This is a genomic window from Nocardia sp. NPDC056541, assembly GCF_042794235.1.
Lineage (GTDB): Bacteria > Actinomycetota > Actinomycetes > Mycobacteriales > Mycobacteriaceae > Nocardia.
In genome coordinates this window covers 1-22,029 of record NZ_JBHTUD010000026.1, presented here as the reverse complement: position 1 = coordinate 22,029, position 22,029 = coordinate 1, and the positions used below count along the sequence as shown (strand labels likewise).

Here is a 22,029-nt window from a genome sequence, read left to right as displayed (position 1 = left end):
ATCAAGCACCCGCCCATCCTGCACGCGGTTCGAAGCCACTGGCCTTCTCCGCCTCCTGGTAGCGCTTGAGCGCATCGGTGGCGTCGGAGTCGAGCGATTGCGGCACCGCGACCTTCACCGTGACCAGCAGGTCACCGGCGCCGCCCGCCGCGCCGCGCTTGGGCACGCCACGACCGCGAACTCGCAGGATACGCCCGTCGGCGGTGCCCGGGGGCACCTTCACGCCGACCCGGCCGTCGAGCGTCGGTACGGAAACTGTTGTCCCCAGTACCAATTCGCTGTAGCTCACCGGGAGCACCAGGGTGAGGTCGTCGCCCTGGCGGCCGAAGACCTTGTCCTGGCTGACGTGCACGGTGACATACAGGTCGCCCGAAGGCGCACCGCGCAGACCCGCCTCGCCCTGACCGGCCAGCCGGATCTTCTGACCGTCACTGACGCCAGGAGGAATCCGGACGGTGATGGTGCGGGTGCGGTTCTGGATACCGGTGCCCGAGCAGTCGGTGCACGGGTCGTCGATGATCGACCCGGTGCCGCGGCAGTCGTCGCAGGGCTCGCTGAAACCGAACGCGCCCTGATTCCGGCTGACCACGCCCGCACCGTTGCAGTGCGGGCACACGCGCGGGCTGGTGCCCGGCTTGGCACCGCTGCCGTGACAGGTGGTGCACGGCGAGGGACTCGTCATCCGCAGCGGAACGGTGACGCCCTGGGCCGCCTCACGGAAACCCAGGGTCGTCTCGGTCTCCACGTCGGAGCCGCGGCGCGGACGAGCCGCCGCCCGGCCACCGCCGCCACCCCGGTTGAACAGCCCGCCCAGCAGATCGCCGAGCCCGCCGTCGCCCGCGGCGCCGGTACCACCGGCCTGACCGAAGATGTCACCGATGTTGAAGTCCTGCGAGAAGCCGCCGCCGGCACCGGGATTGAACCCGCCGCCGTAGGCTCGTCCGCCACCGCCGCCGCCCGCGAACATGCGGCGCGTCTCGTCGTACTCCTTGCGCTTGGCAGGATCCGACAGCACCGCATTGGCTTCGCTCACGGACTTGAACCGCTCCTCGGCCTTGGTGTCACCCGGGTTGGAGTCCGGGTGCAGGTCGCGGGCGAGCTTGCGGTAGGCCTTCTTGATCTCGTCCTGCGAGGCGCCGGAGGAGACACCCAGCTCCTTGTAGAAGTCCTTTTCGATCCACTCCCGTTGGCTCACCGGGCATCTCCTCCTTTCGCGTTCTTATTGACTGTCGCCGGCATCCGGATCCGATGCCCCCGCGGCCTCGGCATCGGTTACCCCGACCAGCGCGTGCCGAAGCACCCGGTCGCCGAACCGATAGCCCTTGCGCATGACGATGCCGATCACCGGGTCGGCGCCCGAACCCTCGTGCTGCACTGCCTCGTGCAGCGTGGGGTCGAACGGGTCACCGGCGGAACCGAATTCGACCAGACCCTGCTTGGTGAGCGCGGTCTCGAGCTTGTCGGCGACGGACTTCAGCGGGCCGGAATCGAGGTCGCCGTGCGCCCTCGCCCGATCCAGATCGTCCAGCACCGCGAGCAATTCGGTGACCACCGAGGCCTTGGCGGCATCGATGTTGGCCTGCCGGTCACGCTCGACCCGGCGGCGGTAGTTCGCGTATTCCGCGGTCAACCGCTGCAGGTCGGCCGTGCGCTCGGCCAGCTCGTCGTGCTCCGGCTCGACGACTTCGGCGTCGAGGGCGGAGTCCGCCGTGGCGGCCTCCGCGTTCTCGTCCGCATTGTCGTCCAGGATTTCCTCGACCAACTCCTGCTCCGAGGAGTTCGCCTCGGTCACTTCTTGTCCGTGTCGACCGGCTCGTCCACGACCTCCGCGTCGACGACCTGATCGTCATCGGCCTGGCTGGGGCCCGCGCCGTTGCCGGACTGCGCGTCGGCGGCGGCACTGGCCTCGTAGATCGCCTGGCCCAGGGCCTGCGACTCGGTGGCCAGCTTCTCCACGGCCGACTTCACCGCGGAGATATCGGTGCCCTCGAGAGCCTGCTTGGCCTCGGCGACCGCGTTCTCCACCTTCGCCAGCTGATCGGCGGAGACCTGTGCGCCACCCTCGCTCAGCTTCTGCTCGTTGATGAACTTCTCGGTCTGGTGCACCAGCGACTCGGCCTGGTTGCGGGTCTCGGCCTCTTCACGGCGCGCCTTGTCGTCGGCGGCGTGCGCCTCGGCATCGGCGACCATGCGGTCGATCTCTTCCTTGGACAGACCGGAGCCGTCCTGGATCTTGATCTTGTTTTCCTTGCCGGTGCCCTTGTCCTTCGCGGTGACGTGCACGATGCCGTTGGCGTCGATGTCGAAGGTGACCTCGATCTGCGGCACGCCGCGCGGGGCCGGGGGCAGGCCGGTGAGCTCGAAGGAGCCCAGCAGCTTGTTGTGCGAGGCGATCTCGCGCTCACCCTGGAACACCTGGATCTGCACCGAAGGCTGGTTGTCGTCAGCGGTGGTGAAGGTTTCCGAGCGCTTGGTGGGGATGGTGGTGTTGCGCTCGATGAGCTTGGTCATCACGCCGCCCTTGGTCTCGATGCCCAGCGACAGCGGGGTGACATCGAGCAGCAGAACGTCCTTGACCTCGCCCTTGAGCACGCCGGCCTGCAGTGCGGCGCCGACGGCGACGACCTCGTCCGGGTTCACGCCCTTGTTCGGCTCACGGCCGCCGGTCAGTTCCTTGACCAGCTCGGAGACGGCGGGCATGCGGGTGGAGCCACCGACGAGCACGACGTGGTCGATGTCGGCCACGTTCAGGCCCGAGTCCTTGATCACGGACTGGAACGGCGCGCGGGTGCGATCCAGCAGATCAGAGGTGATCTTCTGGAACTCCGAGCGGGTGAGCTGCTCGTCGAGGAACAGCGGGTTCTTGTCCGCGTCGACGGTGATGTAGGGCAGGTTGATCGAGGTGCTCTGGCCCGAGGACAGTTCGATCTTGGCCTTCTCGGCAGCCTCACGCAGACGCTGCATGGCCATCTTGTCCTTGGTCAGGTCGATGCCCGAGGACGCCTTGAACTTGTCGACCAGCCAGGACACGACGCGCTCGTCCCAGTCGTCGCCACCGAGGTGGTTGTCGCCGGAGGTCGCGCGGACCTCGACGACGCCCTCGCCGATTTCCAGCAGCGAGACGTCGAAGGTGCCGCCACCGAGGTCGAAGACCAGGATGGTCTGCTCTTTGTCGCCCTTGTCCAGGCCGTACGCGAGCGCGGCCGCGGTGGGCTCGTTGACGATGCGCAGCACGTTGAGACCGGCGATCTGGCCGGCTTCCTTGGTGGCCTGACGCTGGGCGTCTTCGAAGTAGGCCGGGACGGTGATCACGGCGTCGGTGATCTCCTCGCCCAGGTAGGCCTCGGCGTCGCGCTTCAGCTTCATCAGCGTGCGCGCGGAGATCTCCTGCGGCGTGTACTTCTTGTCGTCGATCTCGACGTTCCAGTCGGTGCCGATGTGGCGCTTGACCGAGCGGATGGTGCGGTCGACGTTGGTGACCGCCTGGTTCTTCGCGGGCTGACCGACGAGAACCTCGCCGTTCTTCGCGAAGGCGACGATCGAGGGGGTGGTGCGCGAGCCTTCCGAGTTCGCGACGACGACCGGCTCGCCGCCTTCGAGCACGGCGACGACGGAGTTCGTGGTCCCGAGGTCGATTCCGACCGCACGAGCCATAGTGGTTTCCTCCTGTTTGACGTTCGGTTATTGCAACGCTGAGCGCAGTGGGCTCAATCCTGCCTTCGAGATCCACCGTGAGTCAACCCGAAGTTGAGTCAGGTCCGCTCATGTTGTTGATCAGCACAACCAGTAGCTGCGGCGATTCATTCCCGCCACCCGAAAAAATTTCCCGGCCCCCGAGCCATTCTTGCCACGAGTGCGCTCAACTGCAGCCCCCGATGCGCGATCGTGACGGTCCGGAGACCATCGGCGGGCTATCGGGTGAGGCCGGGATGGATGCCGGGACGAAGGCCGTTGCCCTCGGCGGTTCGGCGCAGGAGATCGAGGAAGAGCGCGCGGTCCTCGGGAGACAGGGGCGACAGGAGTTCGGCGTCCAGCTCGGCTACCCGCTGCTCGGCTCGGGCCAGGAGGGCATGGGCGGCGGGCAGGAGGTGGAGTGCGTATGCGCGCCGATCACTGGGGTGACGGCGACGTTCCACGAGGTTGCGTTTCTCCAGGTCGTCCACCAGGCCGACCATGACATTGCGGTGGATCTCCAGCGCCTCGCCGAGTTCCTGCTGCGTGCGGCCGTCGTGGGCGCTCAGGAGTTTCAGCATGCCGAAGTGGCGGGGCTTGATGCCCAGCGGCGCCAGTAGATCGCTGAAGCGGTAGGCGGTATGGAAGCCCAGTTGGCCGAGGAGGAATCCGGCGTGGGTCGACAGCTGCGTCGGGTCGGTCACACCCCTACGATACGCCGATTAACGCACCATTCATGATTGCCCTATTGATTGATAATCACTCGAGGTGCATAGTTCGAGAGGTCCCCTACTCGAAGAGAGACTCTCGTGACTACCTCCCCCACTCCCCCCGCCCCGGATCCGCGGCGCTGGATCGCGTTCGCGGTGGTGCTGGCCGCCGGCTTCATGGATCTACTCGACGTGACCATCGTCAATGTGGCCGTGCCGAGCATCCGGAACGACCTGCACGCCGAGTACTCACAGCTCGAATGGATCATCGCGGCTTACGTTCTCGCCTTCGCCGCGGTGCTGATCACCGGCGGCCGACTCGGCGACATCTACGGTCGCAAACGCGTGTTCCTCACCGGCATGGCCGGTTTCACGATCGCCTCGGCGGCGTGCGGGCTGGCCACCGATCCCACCGTGCTCATCGGCTCCCGCTTCGCGCAGGGTGCGATGGGAGCGTTGATGGTGCCCCAGATCCTGGCCATCATCCAGACGACATTCCCGAAGGAGGAGCGGGCCAAAGCGATTGCCCTCTACAGCGGTGTCGGCGGGTCGGCCTCCGCGGTCGGTCTCGCGCTCGGCGGCGTGCTGGTGCAGGCCGACCTGTTCGGGCTGGCTTGGCGGCCGATCTTCTTGGTGAACATTCCGGTCGGCATCGCGGGGTTCATCGCGGCATGGTTCGTGATGAGCGATTCGAAGTCGGCCAGACCACCCCGGCTCGACCCGGTCGGCATGGCGCTGTCGGTATCCGCGGTACTGCTGCTGGTCTACCCGTTGACCGAAGGACGTCGACTCGACTGGCCCGCATGGACTTTCGTGATGATGGGTGCGGCTCTCGCGGTGTTCGCCGGGTTCCTGTTCTACGAGCGCGGCCTTGCGCGGAAGGGGCGTTCGCCGCTGGTCGACCTCGGACTGTTCCGGTCGCGGCCGTTCGCGATCGGGCTGGGGACCTGGCTGCTCTTCTGGATCGCCATGGGTGGGTTCTTCCTGGTGTGGACGTTGTTCATGCAGGGTGGACTCGGGTGGTCGCCGCTGCGGGCCGGGCTCACCTCCGCGCTGTTCGCGGTGGGTGCCGGGGTGGGAGCGGGGCTTTCGGTCGGCGTGCTGGCCGCCAGGTACGGACGGCGGGTGTTGATGGCCGGGGCGCTGGTGAATGCGACGGGGTTCGCGCTCTACGGCGCGATGGGTGTGCGATACGGGAGCGAGTTCACTTCCTGGCAGATGGCGCTGCCGTTGGTGATCACCGGTGCGGGGTTCGGGATGGTGGTGGCGCCGACGCTGGACCTGCTGCTCGGTCAAGTGCCGGTACGGGAGGCGGGGTCGGCTTCCGGGCTGCTGAACACGGGACAGCAGTTGGGAACCGCGCTGGGCGTCGCGTTGGTCGGCGTGCTGTTCTTCACCGCGCTGGACCGGGATTCCGATCTCGGGGTGGCCGCAGTGACGCCCGAGATCCGGGCCGAGCTGGCCCTCGAAGGAATGCCGGTACAGCTCCAGGATCAGATCGTGGCCGGGTTCGCGGCATGCGTGCACGACCGGTCGGCGGAAGAGGACCCGGCCGTGACACCCCCTAGTTGTCAGTCGAATCCTGTTGGCGACGCGGCGGTTTCGCGCGTACTCGCGGAAGCGGGCACCGAGGCCAACGCGGTGAACTTCGCTCAGACGTTCCGGTACACGCTGTTCTACGGCGCCGGGATGCTGCTGCTGGTGTGTCTCGGATTCTTCGCCCTGCCGAAGGAGGCAAAGCTGGAACAGCGCGTGCTCGATGATGAGCCGGAAATCGTCACAGTATGAAACATGAAGGGTGGAAGCACATGTACACAATCGATCTGCTGACCGTCGGGCGCGGGCGCGAAGTTGTCGATGCCGCGCTCGGCTATGTGGGCGGGCTCGGATATCGCGTCCTCGGGTCGACCACCGACGACGAGGCGCTCGCGATCCTCGAGCGTGAGCAGGTTCGCCTGCTGGTGATCGGAGGTGGGGTGGAAGCCGAGTCCCGGAAGGAATTGACGGCTGCGGCTCAGGAGCACGGCGCCACCGTGATCCAGGCGCAGCGCGCCGGGCGCGGGATCGAGCAGTACCTCGCAGAGGAGGTAGTGCCGGCACTGGGTGAGTGATCAGCGCTCGTTGCCCCGATTATTCGGGGCAACGATAGGGCTGCGAACAGTCTTGCCGAACACTAGTTTCGGAAGCATGCGTGCATCGATGGGCAAGGTTCAGTGGAAGCGGGCGTTCGGCGGGGTGGCCGTGATCGCCGCCCTGACCGGCGGGGGGATGGTCGCCTCCGCCGGGAGCGCCGTGGCCGACAGCGGCGTCGCCGTGGCCGATGACGGGTGCACGTTCTCGTCGGTCGGGGGATCGTGCAGTGACCCGGGGCCGGTGGGGAACGCGTTGATCGCGATTCGGGAGTTCGCGAAGAGCCTGGGGTACGGGACCGGAAGCTCCTCGGGAACCGCCTACTTCCTCTGACCGGCTAGGTGGTCCGCGACTGTGGGAGTTCGGCCAGAATTCCCTCGGCGCTGCGGGCCGCGGCGCGGCAGGCAGTGGCGGTCGATCGGTCGGCCAGCGGGTGGGCCGCTCGGGCACGCCAGGTGCGGACGGCGGAGAACGCCGTGGCACGCAACGAATTCGAGTCGGCCTCCGCGGGCAGTCCGAGGCGTAGATGCGCCGCCACGCCGGCGCCGCCCAGCATGCGGTACAGGTCGGCGAGTACCGGTGGCGGCAACGGCAATTCGTCGGTGCGCAGGCGCCCGAGCAGCCGGAGTTCGGTGAAACCGTGCACATCGGCGAGCCGAGCACGCACGCGCGGCCGCAGGCGATCGGCTTCGGTACCGGGGTAGGCGGCCAGGATCCGGTCCAGCGTGCTCAGCGCCGAATGCGCCTTCAATTCCTCAGCGCGCTGGCCGAATTGGACCTCCAAGACCGAGCGCAGTTCCTCGATCCCGCTGCGAGCCGCCAATTCCGCCGCCAGCGCGGAAGAATCGCGGGCGCCGAGCCGAATCAGCATGGTGGCCATGCGAATTCCGAACAGACCGAATCGATCGACCAGCTGCGCACGCAGTTCCGGATCGACCGGCAGCGCGACATCGGCGCGAGCGAATCGATCCGCCGAGAGCAACGCGATCCCGAGATCCTCCGCGGGCACCGTGGACAGCGCCTCGAACGCCGCGAACTCCGGCTGTCGCAGGGTCGCCGCGGCGAACGCGAGCAGCCCGGCCACCGGAATCACCGCCTGGCACAGGCCGGTTCGCTCCAGCTCGTCGGCGAACCGGGCGGCGACATCGCGGGCCGAATGCAGCGCGTCGATACGACCGGAGCCGATCTCGTCGGCGCGCGACACCACCCCGATCACACCGAGCGGCCCCGCACCACCGGCGCCCGCACCGATCTGCTCGAGAAAACGCACGTCGGCGGCATCAAGACGACGCAACAGATAGACAACGGCGTCGGCACCGGACACCGACAGCGGCGCGGCCCGCGAATCATCCTCGACATCGGCGGGAGTGAGCAGTCGCGCGGTGCGCAGCGACACCTCACGCGACAGCGACGACGTGCCAGGGGTGTCGATGATCGTGGTCTGCGACAACGCGGCCGACGGCCACCCGACCTCGAGATGGTCCACGGCCCGGGGACCGCGCGCATCCCAGCTCAGACCGTTCAGGTCGAAGGTCAGTCCGTGCGCGCCGCTGCCGCGCCGCACGATCACATTCGCGCGCGAGCCGTCGACCGCGTGCGCGGTGACCGTGGGGGTAGCGGCGTCGCGGTACCAGGTGACGACGCGGGTGCACTCGGTGGCGTCGGTCGGGGCGACGGCCTGGCCCACCAGCGCGTTCAGCAACGTCGACTTGCCCGCCTTGATCGAACCGGCCAGCGCGACCCGCAGCGGCTCACGCAAGCGGTATTCGCAGTCGGCCAGCAGCGCGCGCACGTACTCGTCGCGGCCGAACGCCCGCGCCGCCGCGCCGATCAGCTCGTGCGCTTCGGCCAGGATCCTCGGTGTGGTCCGGTCGCCGGGCGCGGCGGTGTCGAAACGGTGGGTCACCCAGATACCGTACCGTCGGCCCGTCTCAGTTCGATCTGCATCGATTCCGCGTAGCGGCGCAACTCGGCCACCGCGTGCAGTTGGCGTTCCAGCACGACGGTGCGCTCGGCGCGGTGTGTGGCGGCCATCGCCGCCGCCTCCTGTGCGGCCCGCAGGGAAGCGTCGATCGACCGCAGGCTGCGCTCGGCCACCCCGGCGAAGTGGTCGCGCAGCGCACGGTGGATGCGGTGCAGCCGGTCCTTGGTGTCCTTGGCTGCCTGGAACGCCACGTCGTCGAGGAACCGGCGCACCTCACCGTTGGCCTCGACGCGGCGGCGCGCCAGCCGGGCCGACTTGTCGTCGCGATAGGCCTTGCCGCCCACGATCAGGCCCGCGCCGAGCGAGATCGGGTTCAGCATGGCCAGGCCGGCGAAGGTCGTGGCGAGCCCGATCATCAGCACGCCGCCGTAGGAGCCGCGCATACCGACCAGCACCTTGCTCGTGAAGCCGATATCCGGCTCGAGATCGGCCAGGGAACCCGAACTGGCCAGGCCGCTCTCGTCGTCCATCCCGGAGTGCACCTCCGGCAGATCGACCGCGCCGACCTCGGCGAAATGGCCCGCGATCCGTTCGGCGAGCAGCTCGGCTCGGCGGTGGGTCAGCAGAAGGTTGTCGCCGAGGGCGGTATCGACGGAACCGGTCAGCCATTCCGTGATCGCGCCCCAATGCCTGCCCGGGTCGTTCTCGTCGATCCACTCCTGGCCCGTGCGGGCGATGCCGCGCAGACGATCGCGCAGGTCGTGATCGACGTCGCCCACGAGGTCGGTGATGCCGTCGGTGAGAGTCTGCTGCCAGCTCGCGGTGCGCCGCTGCAACTCCTCGGCGGCCGCACGCGCCGACTGCAGCTCGTTGACCGCTGCCGCGCCACTGGCCGGATCGCGCAGCGCCACCAGCTCGCTGCCCAGCGCCAGCGCCAGATGCTCTGCGGCCGAATGTAATTCCCGAGCCACGGCCTGCCGCGTGACCGCCTGATCACGGGCGACGACCCGATCGCGCAGGAAACCGAACAGCACGCCGAAACCGGACTCCAGGCCCAGCTGCGCGTCCTGCAAGCGCAGGGCGTGCGCACGCAGCAGCGCCGATACCGGGATCAGGGCGACATCGGTTTCCGCGCGCGTCAGATGGGCTCGGTCGGCCTCCAGCACCTGCCGCCAGTGCGGGTAGAGGTCGGTCTTGGTGAGCAGAACGGCGACCACGGGACACATTTCGCGGATCTGCCGGACGAAGGTGAGTTCGGGTTCGGTGAGCTCGGTGGAGGCATCCGAGAGCACAAGCACGGCGTCGGCGGCCGCGGCCAGGCTGAGCACGCCCGCGGTGCCGGCACTTCCGTGGCCGCCGACGCCAGGGGTATCGATCAGGACGATGCCGTCGGCCAGCAGCTGACTGGGCAGCTCGGCTTCGATCCGCACGACCTGTCTGCCCTGCGCCAGTGGCGTGCGGGTATCGACGGTTCCGATCTCGTCGAACGGGATCTCGACCCGCGATTCGTCGGTACCCGGCGCGGTGAGCACCAGGTACGCCCGCTGCTGCGCGCCGTAGGACAGCTGCAGGGGCAACACGGTGGTCGCGTCGTCGCCGACCCGGCACACATCCAACCCGAGCAGTGCGTTCACGAACCTGCTCTTGCCCTGACCGAGCTGACCGGTGACGACGATCCGGTGCCGCGGGTCGCGCACCCGCACGGCCACCTTCTCCAGACGCCCGACCAGGTCGTCACGGCCCGCGGCGTGGGCCGCCGCGACGGTGTCGGACAACACCGTCGTCAGCGGCACCACGTTCGGTGCGAGAACAGTCATCCCTTCGCCCGTTTCGCTCAGTGGAACAGTCCGTCGGTGTGCACGTCGGCACCGGTGTCGGTGACGGTGCTCGATTCACCGAACAGCGAGGTCTCGGCACCACCGAGGCTGGAACCGTGCAGGCCCGAACCGAATGCGCTCGATACGTCGACGCCGGACCAGGTGTCGGCCGCGGTGGTGACCGCGCCATGCGTGGTGCCGGAAGCATCGATCTGGGTGGTCGAGGTCGACGTGGTCTGGCCGGAGAGGCCGCCGACCGCGGCGGTGCCGCCCTGCGCCGCGCCGTCGACGGCGGAGGTGAAGCCGCCGGTCACCTGGGTGCCGCCGGTGACCGCGCCCGACAGTCCCGCATCGCCGAGTCCGCCGAGGCCGGTCTCGAGACCGGTTCCCGTTTCGGCGCCACCGATCGCGGAACCTGTCAGGCCGGTCTCCACGGCACCGGTCAACCCGGTCTGGGCACCGCCGACGGCGGAACCCGCGAGGCCGGCGCCTGCGTCGGCCACACCGTTGAGGCCCGTGTGGGCGCCACCGGCCAGATCGACTGCGCCGTTCACTCCTGCCTGCGCACCCGAGGCGAGCGAACCGGTCACGTCGGTGCCTACAGTCGTCGCGGTCTCGAGGCCGCCGTGCAGACCGGTGGTCAGCCCGATGCCCGACGTGGTGGACAGCGCTGATTCCACTCCGGTCGTGATCTGTCCGGAGCCGCCGCCGGTGAGCAGTTCGTCGACCCCGAACCCTGCCCCACCTGTGAAGCCACCGGTCAGATCCGTACCCGCCGACACTGCGCCGCCCAACCCGGTTTCGAGACCGGTGCCCAGGTCCGCGCCCGCGCCGACCACGCCGTCGAGACCAGTGATCGCCGACGTGGTGGCGGCCGCGCCCAGCCCGCCGGCGGCCTGCGCGCCCGCGTTGGCTGCGGCGCCGAGCCCACCGGCAGCCTGCGTGCCCGCGTTGGCTGCGGCACCGAGACCACCGCCGACGCCGGCACCGAGTCCTCCCGCGGCGGTGGTCGCACCGCTCAGACCGGCATCGAGACCAGCGGCGACATCGACCGCACCATCCAAGTCGGTGGCGATATCGCCACCCACGGCTAACGCCCCGCCGAGACCAGCACCCGCACCGACCGCACTCGACAACGCGCCACCCAGACCGGCACCGGCCGCACCGGTCAGCTCGCCACCGAGACCGACTCCGGTACCCACCGCGCCGTCTAGACCAGCGGCGAGATCCGCGCCTGCGCCTGCCGCACCCGTGAGCGCACCGCCCAGACCCACACCCGCACCGGCGGCACCGCCCAGCGCAGCATCCAGCCCGGTCTCGAGTTCGGCCCCCGCGCCGACCGCACCCGTGAGCGCCTCACCGAGACCAGCGCCCGCACCGACCGAGCCGGCCAGGCTGCCCCCGAGACCCGCGGCAAGGTCCGTCCCCGCGCCCACCGCACCCGACAGGGCACCGTCGAGACCGGCACCGATTCCACCGGACAACGTGGTGTCGAGACCCGCACCAAGATCCGCGCCGGCAACCGCGCCGTTCACAGCACCACCCAGACCAGCAGCCAGGTCACCACCAACACCAGCCGCGCCCGTGAGCGCCCCACCGAGACCAGCACCCGCACCGACCGAGCCGGCCAGGCTGCCGCCAAGACCCGCGGCAAGGTCGGTCCCCGCGCCGACCGCTCCCGACAGGGCACCATCGAGACCGGCACCGATTCCACCGGACAACGTGGTGTCGAGACCCGCACCGAGATCCGCGCCGACACCGGCCGCGCCGTTCAGCGCTCCACCGAGACCAGCGGCAAGATCACCACCAATACCCACCGCACCGTTCAGCGCACCGCCAAGACCAGCGGCAAGATCACCACCGACACCCACCGCACCGTTCACAGCACCACCCAGACCAGCAGCCAAGTCACCACCAACACCGGCCGCGCCGTTCAGCGCACCACCCAGACCAGCAGCAAGATCACCACCAACACCCACCGCACCGTTCAGCGCTCCGCCGAGGTTCGCGCCGAGGTCGAGGGCGCTGTCGATCGCGCCGTTCAGGCCGAGGCCCGCGCCGAGGGCGCCGGTCACACCGGCGGCCAGGTCGGCGCCGAGGGCGCCGGTCACACCGGCGGCCAGGTCGGCGCCGAGGCCGGCGTTCACATCGACGTTCGCGCCGGTGACGGCGTCGAGTGCCACATCGAGGCCGGCGCCTACCTGGGCGGCGGCGCCGGCGACGACCGAGGCCACAGCGCCGAGGCCGGCGTCGAGACCGAGGTCGAGTTCGGCATCGGCCGCCGCGGCCGCGGTGACGGCGGCGGCAGCGGTGGCTGTGCCTGCCAGGGCCGCGCTCGTGCTCGCCGCGGCGCCGGCGGCTACGATCGCCTGCAACTGGGAGCCGCCGCTGACCAGCGCGGATTCCGCCACCATGGGGGCGACAGCGGAAATGTCCTCCGGGGTCACCACGAGGCCTGCCTCAGCCAGCGCGAGGCACGGGTTGGCGCAGTAGCCGGCCGCGGCCTCGGGGTCGCGCAGCAGATTGAGGATGAACTCCAGAATCGCGTTCGGTGTCATCGAGATCAGCTCCTCCAGATCATGGGCGGTGACGCCCGATCTGTTTGTCGTTGGAATGTCTTTCACGCTAGGCGGGCCCGTCGTTACAGGTAACGGGGCGAATACCTAGTCCCGCCGGGCGGACCCCATTAGGGGCCGACCACCGATTAGGGGAATTTCCCCGTACTTGCCCCATCGCAGGTAACAGCTGTCCCCTAGCAACCGACAGATCGAGTGGGACGCTGCCATCGGCGATCTCGCTGTACACAAGCGTTTACCGGCCCACCGGAAGTCCTGCGAACGGGGTTGTCCAATGACAGAGCGTCTGGCGCTCGGCATCACTGTCGGAGCGGCGAATTCGGCCGCCGCGGCCACGACAGCCGACGGGACCGGTGCCACCGTTCGCACCCATCGCAGCGCACTGATGCTCGGCGCCGACGGATCGGTGAGCTTCGCCGACACCACGCGCCACCATCGCGGGGTTGTCGTCGACGACTACGTGTCCAGGGTCGGCGATCCGGTGGATCTGCTGGCCGAGGACGGTTCCACCCACGACGCAGCCGATTTGGTCGCCGCCGCGACCCGTGCGCTGATCGCCGAACTCTCCGGTGTCGCCACCGAGGTGCCCACCACCGTCGCGTGCTACCCGGCATGGTGGCCGGAGCACACCGTCGAGGCCGCCAGGTCCGCGCTGGCCCGCGCCGGCCTGCCCGAAGTGACGCTGGTGCCCGAGCCGCTGGCCGCGGTGCGCCGATACGAGATCGAGCACGGACAGCTCGAAGACGGCGCGCTGGTCGTGTACGACCTCGGCGCGAGCGGTTCGACCGTGTCGGTCCTGCGCACCGGCGAGCAGGCCGGACTGCTCGGCACCCCGGTGCACAGCACCGCGATCGCCGGTTCCGAATTCGATCTACTGACCATGCGCTATGTGCTGGCAAATGTTCTGAACGGAAACGACATAGATCCATTCGATCCCGTTGTCGAAGAAGAATTGTCGGCATTGCGAGAACGCTGCAGAATTGCGAAAGAAGAACTCTCCAGAATTACCGCGACGGCGATTCCGGTCGGCATGCTCAACCCCGCGATCCACACCGAACAGGTCCGGCTGACCCGGGGCGAACTCGAAGATCTGCTGCGCCCGATCCTGCTCGACTCGATGAGCCTGCTCCAGGACGCGATGCGCCGCGCCGAACTCACCCTCGGTGATGTCGGCCGGGTGCTGCTCACCGGTGGCGGTGGCGCGATTCCCCTGGTCGCCGAGCTGATCTCGACCGAATTCGGCGTGCCGGTGATCGCCTGCGCCGACCCGGCGACCTGCACGGCACGCGGCGCGGCCGAGATCGCCCTCGATGTCGCCGCGATCAGCGTGCCCACCGAGGCCATCCCGGTCGTGCCGGTAGCACCGGCATCGGCTGCTGCGGCACCGGTTGCCGAGGGACTCGCACTGCCACCGTCCGAGCCGGTACGGACCAAGATGTTCACGGCCAAACGCTCGGCGATCGTCGCGGCGGCGGCCTTGACCATGGCCGCGCTCGCCACCGGCACCCTCGCCCTCGGTGGCGCCACCCAGTTCTCACCCACCGGACCCGCCGAGACCACCGTCGCCCCATCGGTCCCCGGCGCCCCCGCGGCGACCGGCGCGGGCGGTGCGGCCGGCACGGCGAATGCCACGAACTCCGTGGTCACCGACCCGGCCAAGCCGGGTGCCGTCGGCACACCAGCGACATCGGGCGCGATCCCGGTCGGTACGACCGACGCCGGGGTTCCTGGCGGCACGCCCGCGGCGGGAACTCCGGCACCCGCCGGAGCACCCACCGGTGGAGCACCCGCCGACGGAACACCGGCGACAGCGGGCCAGCCAGGCCCCACCGAGCAGCAACCGGCCCAGGCGCCGCCCGCAGGGCAGTCCCCGGCGCCCGCCCCGGCTCCGGCACCTGCCCCCGCACCAGCACCCGCCCCGGCGCCCGCTCCCGCTCCCGCACCGACCCGGCCGCAGGTCCCCACCATCAAGGTCGACCCCGGCGGCCTGCTCGACGACGTGGGCGGCGCGGTCGGCGAAACCCTCGAATCGGGTACGCAACTGCCCGGCAAGGTCCTCGGAGGAAATGGTGGCTGAGATCGCCCACGACACCTTCCCGAATGCCCGAACCATTTTCCGCGATCTCGACAACGCCGACCAGCAGACGGTGCTGCTCTTGATCCGCGGCCGAGCCGGGACCGGAAAGACTTTCCTGCTCGACGCCGTTCGCGCACGCCTGCGTCGCCGCGGCATACCGGTGGTCGAATCCGCCGCCGACGATGTCGAGAACGGGGTTCCCGACCGGGCAGTGCTCGTCGCCGACAATATCCACAGCTACAGCGACGCCGAGCTTCGCGCACTCTGCGAGGCCATCGAAACCGGGCAACGCTCGGTGGTGCTGACCACCCAGCCTCGGCCACACGATCCCCAGCTGCGCGCGCTGGCCGACGCGGTGGCACGCAACGGCCGCACGGTGGATCTGCGAGCACTGGGAAGTGCCCACATCACCTCGTTCGCCAGGGAACTCGGCGTGGCCGTGTCCCAGCCGCTCGCGGCGCGTATCCATCAGCTCACGGCGGGCATTCCCGGCGGTGTCGTCGCGGCGTTGAAGGGCGCCCACGCCGCGTCGCTGGAGACCTGTGAGGCAGCGGTCGACGAAGCCGTCACCGTCTGGACGCGAACGCTGCTGGAAGCGGTCGAACCCGAGTTGCTCGAAACGCTGGTCATCGCGGCGACCGGAACCGGACTGGACGCGACAGAACTCACCGAGGTGCTCGGTGTCGACACCGCCACCGCCCACGACCTGATCGACCGGGCCAGGTCGGGCGCCCTGGTCACCGATGCCGACCTGCTCCTCGCGCCCGCCGTCGGTCCGCTGCGGACGTTGCTCGGCGATCGTCGATATGTCGATGTGCAGCGCAGGCTGCTCACCGCGCGCCTCGACGCGGGTCTGCTCCGTGATCGCACCGCACTGATCCTGGCCGAGTCCGGCGTCGTCGATGCCCGGCTCGCCGAGTTCCTCTGTCGCACAGCCGAGAAATCCGACGAGGCGACCCGCTGCTACGCCGCGGCGGCCGCGGCAGGCGCGGCAATGGAGTCGATCGCGCTGCGCTGGGCCGAGGCCGCCGCGCACGCGGGCGACACCGACACCGCGCTACGCCTGGCCGAACCGCTGCTGACCGCCGAGAACGTCGCACGCGCCGACCTCGTCGCCGCGGTGCGCATCTGCGCGAGCGTGCTCATCCGCCGAGGACTGGTGAGCCGTGCGGCCGGCCTGTACAACTGGCTCGGACCCGACCGAATCGGCGCCGACTGGGCGCCTGCGGCGATGGTCCTCACCCTGGCCGGTGAACAGGCCGGCGCCGCGCGCATGTCCGAAGCAGCACAGCACTGGCCGCCGACCGAGGCCGACGCGGGCGCTCGGCTGATCGCGGGCGCGCTCGACGAATCGCTCGACCCGCACGGAACCGGAACGGCCGCGGCGATTTCCGCCCTGATCCAGGCGGGCAACACCGACACCGGCGACGATCGCTATCTGCCCTGCTCGGCGGTCTCTATCGCCACGCTGCTCTGCCTCGGCAGCGGCGAGCCCCGTCGCGCCGGTGACGCGCTGCGCCGGGCGGCGGGCATGGGTGGTGGCCGGCAACTTCCGGTGCTGACGGCGTGGACCGCACTGCTCGGCGGCGACGAACGCCGTGCCGCGAGCACTCTCGCCGAGATCGACATCCCCGCCCTCGCGCCCCGCGATCAACTCCTCGCCCACGCCCTGACCGTGGGACTGGCCCGGCGCGCCGGCGATCACGCCGCCCTGGCTCGCGCGTGGCACGCGGCCTGCCCACTGTTCGACGAGCTGGAAGCCGACCTGTTGAGCCTGTTGCCGATCGGCGAACTGTGGCTGGCCGGTATCCGCCTTGGCGACGCGCGCCGGATCGAACCGCTCGTCGATGCCGCCAGGGTGCTGGTCCGCAAAGTGGGCCGCGCACCCGCCTGGACCAATTCCTTTCACTGGTACGGCGTGCAGGCCGCGCTGGCCGACGAGTCGCCCCGAGCGCTGCTGCCCCACGCCCACGCGCTGAAGACGGCGGCGGAAGCGGGTGACCGGCAGGCCACCGTGCTGGCCGACGCCGGGCGCACCTGGGTGCTCGTGCTGCGGGGGCAGGTGGCTGCGGCCGATGTGGAGGCCGCGGTCTCGGCACTGGCCGAGCTCGGGCTCACCTGGGACGCCGCCCGCCTGGCCAGCGAGGCAGCCCTCGCGGCGAGCGACTCGACCACCGCCACCGCCTTGCTCAAGCTCGCGCGTTCGGTGCGCACGCAAGCCCAGCCGGTCGAGCCGCTGCGACCGACCACACAACCACAGCCGCCCGCAGCCGGTCCCACGCCCCTGACCGGCGAGTCCGGCGCACTGAGCGACCGGGAACGCGAGGTGGCCGAGCTGGTCCTGCTCGGTCTGACCTATCGCGAGATCGGCGCGAGGCTGTACATTTCCGCGAAGACCGTAGAGCATCACGTCGCGCGGATCCGACGTCGACTAGGCGCGCGCTCACGATCGGAATTACTGTCAATGCTGCGCGCGATGGGACACGGCCGATTGCTGGTGTGACTCGCGCGGACGATGTCGACGCCGAAGTGAGGGGTGTTCCGCCGATGGCCACTGGGGTCGGCCTGCGTATCGCCGATGACGAATGTATCGCCGCGGTGGTCACCGAGGACGGCACGGTTCAGGTGATCGAGCGTGCTTCGGTTCTGCACATGTCCGACGACGGTGACGCCGCCCTCGGCGGACCAGCTCCCACCGGGCATGCCCACTCGATCGCCGGTTTCGTGCGCGCGATCGGGGATCCGGCCGGTGTCGATGTCGACGGCGGCGAGGCCTACCGTGCCGAAGACCTCCTCGCGACGGCGATGTTCTGCCTGATCGATCTCACCACCGAGCACCTCAGCGGCCCGGCCGAGTTCTACGCCACCCACCCCGCGGCCTGGTCGACCGAGGTCGTGCGCGGCGTACGCGAGGCTTTGGACTATCTGGGCTTGAAGTCCGTGGCCCTGCTCGGCGAGGACGAGCTGCCCCAGCCCGCGAACGGCGCCGATCCCGGTAAGACCTTCGCCAACGCCGCCGCCCAGGCGGCGCTGGTCGCGGTGCTGGCCACCCCGGCCGGCGCGACCCCGCCCGACCCGATCGTCACCGAGAACGCCACGATCGCCACCGATGTGATGCCCGCGCTGCCGCCGCCCGCGGTGACCGCGCAGGCATACTCGGCGGCGCTGCCGGTCTCACCGCTGCCGACGAAGGCGATGGCGCCGATCGCGCCCGCCCCGATCGCGGAGCCCGCGGTGGTGCCCGCCCGCGAACCCGCGCGCAACAAGACCCCGCTGCTGATCGCCGCCGCCGCGCTCATCGGCCTGCTGCTCGGCGGGGTCGCGGTCTCGGTCCTGATCCGCGATTCCGAAACCGTCGCACCGCCGACGATTTCCGATGCCAGCCCGGAAACGCTGTCGCCCACCTCGGCGCCCGCGCCGCCTCCGCCGCCGGTCGTCGAGTCGACCACGCCCCCGCCGGTCACCACGACCGACGAACCGGAGCCGACGACCACCGAGGCGCCGCCGACGACCACCCCGGAGCCGACCACCACCCCGCCGACGACCCCACCGAGCCCCACCACCACCAAGCCCCGGTCGCCCTTCGGGACCTACCCGCCGGGCTATCTCCCCGCGCCCCTGACCATCCCGGGGCAGCGCTGAATCCAGCAGCCGGACGGTAACCGCGCCAGCTGGGCGAGCGTGCCCTAGAGTGATGCGCTGACCGACATGATCGCCGCCGGCGGTGTTCTCGGTCACTGGTTGTCGACGAAGGGATTTCATGCGCAAGTTGGTGGCGCGTCGCGCCGCGGTCAAGGCAGCCTCCGCCGGGTTCGCCGCGACTGTTCTTCTCGCACCCCTGCTCGGATCCGGCATCGCGTCATCGGAACCTGCTGCGCCACTACAACTTTCGGCCGATGCGTTACCCGGTGAATTGGTGACCGCACTGTCGCGTGACCTCGGGATGACCCCCACCGAGTACCTCGATCGTGCCGCGCGCGCCCAGCAGTTGCGCGACTACGCGACCGACTTCCGCGCCGCGAACCCCGACACCTTCGCCGGCGCCTGGCTCACGCCCGAGGGCAAGGCCGTCGTCGCCACCACCGATGCCGAGGCGGGCAAGCTCGTCACCGCCGCCGGCTACCAGACTCACCTCGCGCCGATCTCGGCCGGCGGGCTGGAAGGCGCGCTGGTGCAACTGAGTCAGTGGGTCGCCAGCCTGCCGCCCGCGATCTCCGCGCCGATCAGCTCGATCGCGATCGACGTGCTCAACAGCCAGCTCGTGCTCAACGTGGCCAACACCGGCACCGGCCACATGCTCAACCTGCCCACCCTGATCGCCACCATCAAGGTGGTGCTCTCGCCCGGCGGCGGCGGCCCGGTGGAGTACAAGCCGATGGGCGGCGACACCTACATCACCGCGAAGAAGGACCTGCACGACGCCGACCTGCGCGGCGTGGACGTCTGCTCGTTCGGGTTCAACAGCACCGACGCCGCGGGCAACGCGCTCAATATCTCCGCGGGCCACTGCAACCCGAACGTCGACAACGGCGGCACGGCCTCGGTCTACGTCCCGAACGTGCGCGACATCCCCAACAGTCCCGAAGTCGGCACCTTCGCCCGCGCGGTACTCGGCGGCCCCGCCTCGCTGGACTACTCGGTGATCAAGCTCAACGAGCGCGCGGTGAACGCGGGCATGGACCAGCCTCGCGTGCGCGGCGCCGAGGGCACCACCCTGACGATCACCGGCACCGCCGAACCCGTCACCGGCGCACCGGTCTGCAAGACCGGCCAGTCCTCCACCTTCACCTGTGGGTTCGTCTCGGCCGATCACGTGGAGACCCAGCTGTTCACCGAGGCGGGCGTCAGCAAGACGATCCGCGGCTTCGCCAGCACCGCCTGCACCCTCGGCGGCGACAGCGGTGGCGCCATCGTGTCCGGCACGCTCGCCCTCGGCATCACCAGCGGCTCGAACGCCTCTGGTGCGCCCAACTGCACCGAGGCCAACACCCAGCTCGCCCCCTACGGCGGCACCGCGTCGCTCGGCGTCCCGATCCGGCCCATCCTGGCCGACATCGAGGCCACATCGGGCGGCGGCCTCGGCACCGGAATCATGGTGCGCACCAAGCCCAACGCGGGCTGAGCGGGGACAAATCACCGACCGGACCGGGTGAGCGAAATCTCTTGCCCGGTCCGAGTAGGCATAAGTCGCTCGAGCCCATATAGTTCCGATCATGCTCCTGCCACGTATGGGTCGTACCCCGTCCGCGCGAAGCTCGAGAAGAGCTCGGAAATCGATAATCGCCGCTTCGGCGGCGTTTCTGCTGTTCGGCCCCACGATGGCGGTTGCCGACGCGCAGCCCGCGCGCGCAGATCTGCCCGCCCAGCTCATCGAGGCGGTCACCCGGGATCTGAAGATCTCCCCCGACGAATACCTGCGCCGCGCCGATGTCGCGCAGCAGGTCGCCGCGTTCTCCACCACCGCGCAGCGTCAGTTCCCGCAGGTCTTCGCCGGTTCCTGGCTGAGCGACCAGGGCAACGCCGTCATCGCGCTGTCGCACGGCCCCGGCGCCGACCAGGCCCGGGAAGCCGCGCAGTCGGCCGGTTTCGAGGTCCGCAACGTCGCCAAGAGCGAGTCCACCCTGCGCGGCGAGAAGACCGCCTTCGAGAACTGGCTCGCCGCCGCACCGCCGGAGATCTCCGCGCTGGTGCGTGGCGTCGTCGTCGACACCGTGAACAACTCGATCGCGGTCCGCGTGCAGCAGGCCGGGCTCCCGCTGCCCAGCTTCATCGACCCCTCCCGCGTCATCGTCACCGCACCGCCGGTGGCGGGCGAGCGCGTCGACCTGACCGCCACCCCCGTCGCCGGTGACGGCAACGGTGCGCTGGCAGGCGGCGACGGCTACGCCTCGGTGATCGGCCGCAGCTCGCTGCGCTGCTCGCTCGGCTTCAACGGCACCGACCGCTCCGGCAACGTCATCAACATCTCGGCGGGCCACTGCAACCCCGACATCGAGTCGGCGGGCACCGGCAACGCCGCCGCCGTGTACGAGGTCAACGGCGACCGTGCGGGCGCTCAGCTCGGCACCTTCCAGAAGTCGGTGCTCGGTGAGCAGGACTACTCGATCATTCGCGTCAACGACAATGCGCGCGCCCGCTTCGAGAACAACCTGGTCCGCATCCCCGGCCAGGCCCCCATCGCCGTCGACGGCGTGGCCACCCCCGTGGTCGGCGCCCCCGTCTGCAAGTCCGGTGCCCGCACCGGCTTCAGCTGCGGCGTGATCAACGGTGTCGACCAGACCGTCCAGGTCGGCGACCGCCAGCTCACCCAGAGCTTCTCGGCCAACATCTGCGCCCTCCCCGGCGACTCCGGCGGCGCCATCGTCACCGGCCGCCTGGCCCTCGGCATCTCCAGCGCCTCCTCGGTCGCGGATTTCCCGATCTGCGAGATCCCGAACATCATCGGTGCCATCACCGGCGACACCCCCCAGCTGTTCGCCCAGCCCCTGACCGTCGTCCTCTCGGACAACCCCGGTCTGTCGGTCCGCACCAACTGATCACCACCATGTAGGCACAGAGCAGCCCCGAAAAGGCCGGTAGCACTCCCGCTACCGGCCTTTTCGGCTGCCTAGGCACCCTCCCCCGAGTCTTCAGCGTGTCGTCCGGTAGCTCGACCGTCAGCCCTCGGCCTTACGTCATGCGCGTATCGGCTGGGAGGTGGCTGCGGAGTTACCCCTGTCCGCACGTGATCAGCGGGTCACCCCCGCCACCCAACCCCCACCACCTCCGCACAGCCCCCCAACCAGGCGCCTACCGCACTAAAAACATCCACACCCGCCTCGTACCTCTGACTCGCTACCGCACCCCAGCCACGCCCTCCACCCAAAGTCCGCCGCACCACCGCCCTACCAGCCCCAACCTCCACCCAAAGACCGCCACACCACCGCCCTACCAGCCCCAACCTCCACCCAAAGTCCGCCGCACCACCAGCCACACCGTGCACCCCGGGTCCGCCATGACCGCACTCCCAACCCCGCCCCCGCGACCCCTAGGGAGCGGCGGCCACGAAGTGGCCGGTCCGCGGCCGGGCCGCCGGTTAGGCGCCGCGGAGATGCGACGAAGGAGCGATTCCGCGGCGCCTAAC

General features: G+C 69.7%; 15 protein-coding genes. 8 read left to right on the top strand and 7 right to left on the bottom strand.

Features of this window, described 5'->3' with window-relative positions; genetic code table 11:
• Position 1 precedes the first annotated feature (1 nt).
• The 4 genes from dnaJ to ACFQ9R_RS31305 form a co-directional block, all read right to left on the bottom strand.
• A complete protein-coding gene (gene dnaJ / locus ACFQ9R_RS31320; protein WP_378995836.1) occupies positions 2-1,195 on the bottom strand; it encodes a molecular chaperone DnaJ in 1,194 nt (397 codons plus the stop codon).
• Positions 1,196-1,219: 24 nt separating this feature from the next.
• Positions 1,220-1,792, bottom strand: coding sequence for a nucleotide exchange factor GrpE (grpE, locus tag ACFQ9R_RS31315; protein ID WP_378995834.1), 573 nt, complete (start codon positions 1,790-1,792; stop codon positions 1,220-1,222).
• Positions 1,789-3,654, bottom strand: a complete 1,866-nt coding sequence (gene dnaK / locus ACFQ9R_RS31310; RefSeq protein ID WP_378995832.1) for a molecular chaperone DnaK — start codon at positions 3,652-3,654, stop codon at positions 1,789-1,791. Before dnaK ends, grpE begins: the two co-directional genes overlap by 4 nt.
• Before the next feature lie 257 nt (positions 3,655-3,911).
• Positions 3,912-4,376, bottom strand: coding sequence for a MarR family winged helix-turn-helix transcriptional regulator (locus tag ACFQ9R_RS31305; protein WP_378995830.1), 465 nt, complete (start codon positions 4,374-4,376; stop codon positions 3,912-3,914).
• Positions 4,377-4,481: 105 nt separating this feature from the next.
• On the opposite strand from ACFQ9R_RS31305, the gene ACFQ9R_RS31300 reads away from it, so the two are divergent.
• The 3 genes from ACFQ9R_RS31300 to ACFQ9R_RS31290 all read left to right on the top strand — a co-directional run bounded on the left by ACFQ9R_RS31300 (position 4,482) and on the right by ACFQ9R_RS31290 (position 6,845).
• Positions 4,482-6,170, top strand: a complete 1,689-nt coding sequence (locus ACFQ9R_RS31300; protein ID WP_378995828.1) for an MFS transporter — start codon at positions 4,482-4,484, stop codon at positions 6,168-6,170.
• A gap of 20 nt (positions 6,171-6,190) precedes the next feature.
• On the top strand, positions 6,191-6,493 hold the full coding sequence (locus tag ACFQ9R_RS31295; protein ID WP_378995826.1) for a hypothetical protein: 303 nt from the start codon (positions 6,191-6,193) through the stop codon (positions 6,491-6,493).
• A 76-nt stretch (positions 6,494-6,569) separates the two neighbouring features.
• On the top strand, positions 6,570-6,845 hold the full coding sequence (locus ACFQ9R_RS31290; protein WP_378995824.1) for a hypothetical protein: 276 nt from the start codon (positions 6,570-6,572) through the stop codon (positions 6,843-6,845).
• A 4-nt stretch (positions 6,846-6,849) separates the two neighbouring features.
• Here ACFQ9R_RS31290 and ACFQ9R_RS31285 read toward each other — a convergent pair whose 3' ends face one another.
• From ACFQ9R_RS31285 to ACFQ9R_RS31275, 3 genes are read right to left on the bottom strand one after another with little or no spacing between them, the layout of a single operon-like run.
• Entirely contained in the window at positions 6,850-8,418 is a 1,569-nt protein-coding gene (locus tag ACFQ9R_RS31285) for a dynamin family protein (RefSeq protein ID WP_378995822.1), read from the bottom strand.
• The gene (locus tag ACFQ9R_RS31280) at positions 8,415-10,253 is read right to left on the bottom strand and encodes a dynamin family protein (RefSeq protein WP_378995820.1); all 1,839 of its coding nucleotides are present in this window, start codon (positions 10,251-10,253) and stop codon (positions 8,415-8,417) included. The genes ACFQ9R_RS31285 and ACFQ9R_RS31280 overlap by 4 nt, the downstream gene beginning before the upstream one ends.
• Before the next feature lie 17 nt (positions 10,254-10,270).
• On the bottom strand, positions 10,271-12,811 hold the full coding sequence (locus ACFQ9R_RS31275) for an IniB N-terminal domain-containing protein (protein ID WP_378995818.1): 2,541 nt from the start codon (positions 12,809-12,811) through the stop codon (positions 10,271-10,273).
• Positions 12,812-13,103: 292 nt separating this feature from the next.
• Between ACFQ9R_RS31275 and ACFQ9R_RS31270 the strand changes: the two genes are divergently transcribed.
• The 5 genes from ACFQ9R_RS31270 to ACFQ9R_RS31250 all read left to right on the top strand — a co-directional run bounded on the left by ACFQ9R_RS31270 (position 13,104) and on the right by ACFQ9R_RS31250 (position 21,442).
• Complete coding sequence (locus ACFQ9R_RS31270) at positions 13,104-14,906, top strand: Hsp70 family protein (RefSeq protein ID WP_378995816.1); 1,803 nt, start codon at positions 13,104-13,106, stop codon at positions 14,904-14,906.
• Entirely contained in the window at positions 14,899-17,409 is a 2,511-nt protein-coding gene (locus tag ACFQ9R_RS31265) for a LuxR C-terminal-related transcriptional regulator (protein ID WP_378995813.1), read from the top strand. Before ACFQ9R_RS31270 ends, ACFQ9R_RS31265 begins: the two co-directional genes overlap by 8 nt.
• A gap of 44 nt (positions 17,410-17,453) precedes the next feature.
• Positions 17,454-18,548 (top strand): hypothetical protein, encoded by a 1,095-nt coding sequence (locus ACFQ9R_RS31260; RefSeq protein WP_378995811.1) that lies wholly within the window; start codon positions 17,454-17,456, stop codon positions 18,546-18,548.
• Between the two features lie 118 nt (positions 18,549-18,666).
• The gene (locus ACFQ9R_RS31255; protein ID WP_378995809.1) at positions 18,667-20,028 is read left to right on the top strand and encodes a S1 family peptidase; all 1,362 of its coding nucleotides are present in this window, start codon (positions 18,667-18,669) and stop codon (positions 20,026-20,028) included.
• 91 nt (positions 20,029-20,119) lie between these two features.
• Positions 20,120-21,442 (top strand): S1 family peptidase, encoded by a 1,323-nt coding sequence (locus ACFQ9R_RS31250; RefSeq protein ID WP_378995807.1) that lies wholly within the window; start codon positions 20,120-20,122, stop codon positions 21,440-21,442.
• Positions 21,443-22,029 lie beyond the last annotated feature (587 nt).

What these genes read in the sequence shown, in the direction of transcription:
- ACFQ9R_RS31270 (WP_378995816.1), top strand. Translation starts at nt 13,104, where the DNA reads ATGACAGAGCGTCTGGCGCTCGGCATCACTGTCGGAGCGGCGAATTCG.
- ACFQ9R_RS31250 (WP_378995807.1), top strand. Translation starts at nt 20,120, where the DNA reads ATGCTCCTGCCACGTATGGGTCGTACCCCGTCCGCGCGAAGCTCGAGA.
- dnaK (WP_378995832.1), bottom strand. Translation starts at nt 3,654, where the DNA reads ATGGCTCGTGCGGTCGGAATCGACCTCGGGACCACGAACTCCGTCGTC.
- ACFQ9R_RS31290 (WP_378995824.1), top strand. Translation starts at nt 6,570, where the DNA reads ATGCGTGCATCGATGGGCAAGGTTCAGTGGAAGCGGGCGTTCGGCGGG.
- ACFQ9R_RS31275 (WP_378995818.1), bottom strand. Translation starts at nt 12,811, where the DNA reads ATGACACCGAACGCGATTCTGGAGTTCATCCTCAATCTGCTGCGCGAC.
- ACFQ9R_RS31295 (WP_378995826.1), top strand. Translation starts at nt 6,191, where the DNA reads ATGTACACAATCGATCTGCTGACCGTCGGGCGCGGGCGCGAAGTTGTC.
- ACFQ9R_RS31255 (WP_378995809.1), top strand. Translation starts at nt 18,667, where the DNA reads ATGCGCAAGTTGGTGGCGCGTCGCGCCGCGGTCAAGGCAGCCTCCGCC.
- ACFQ9R_RS31260 (WP_378995811.1), top strand. Translation starts at nt 17,454, where the DNA reads ATGGCCACTGGGGTCGGCCTGCGTATCGCCGATGACGAATGTATCGCC.
- ACFQ9R_RS31280 (WP_378995820.1), bottom strand. Translation starts at nt 10,253, where the DNA reads ATGACTGTTCTCGCACCGAACGTGGTGCCGCTGACGACGGTGTTGTCC.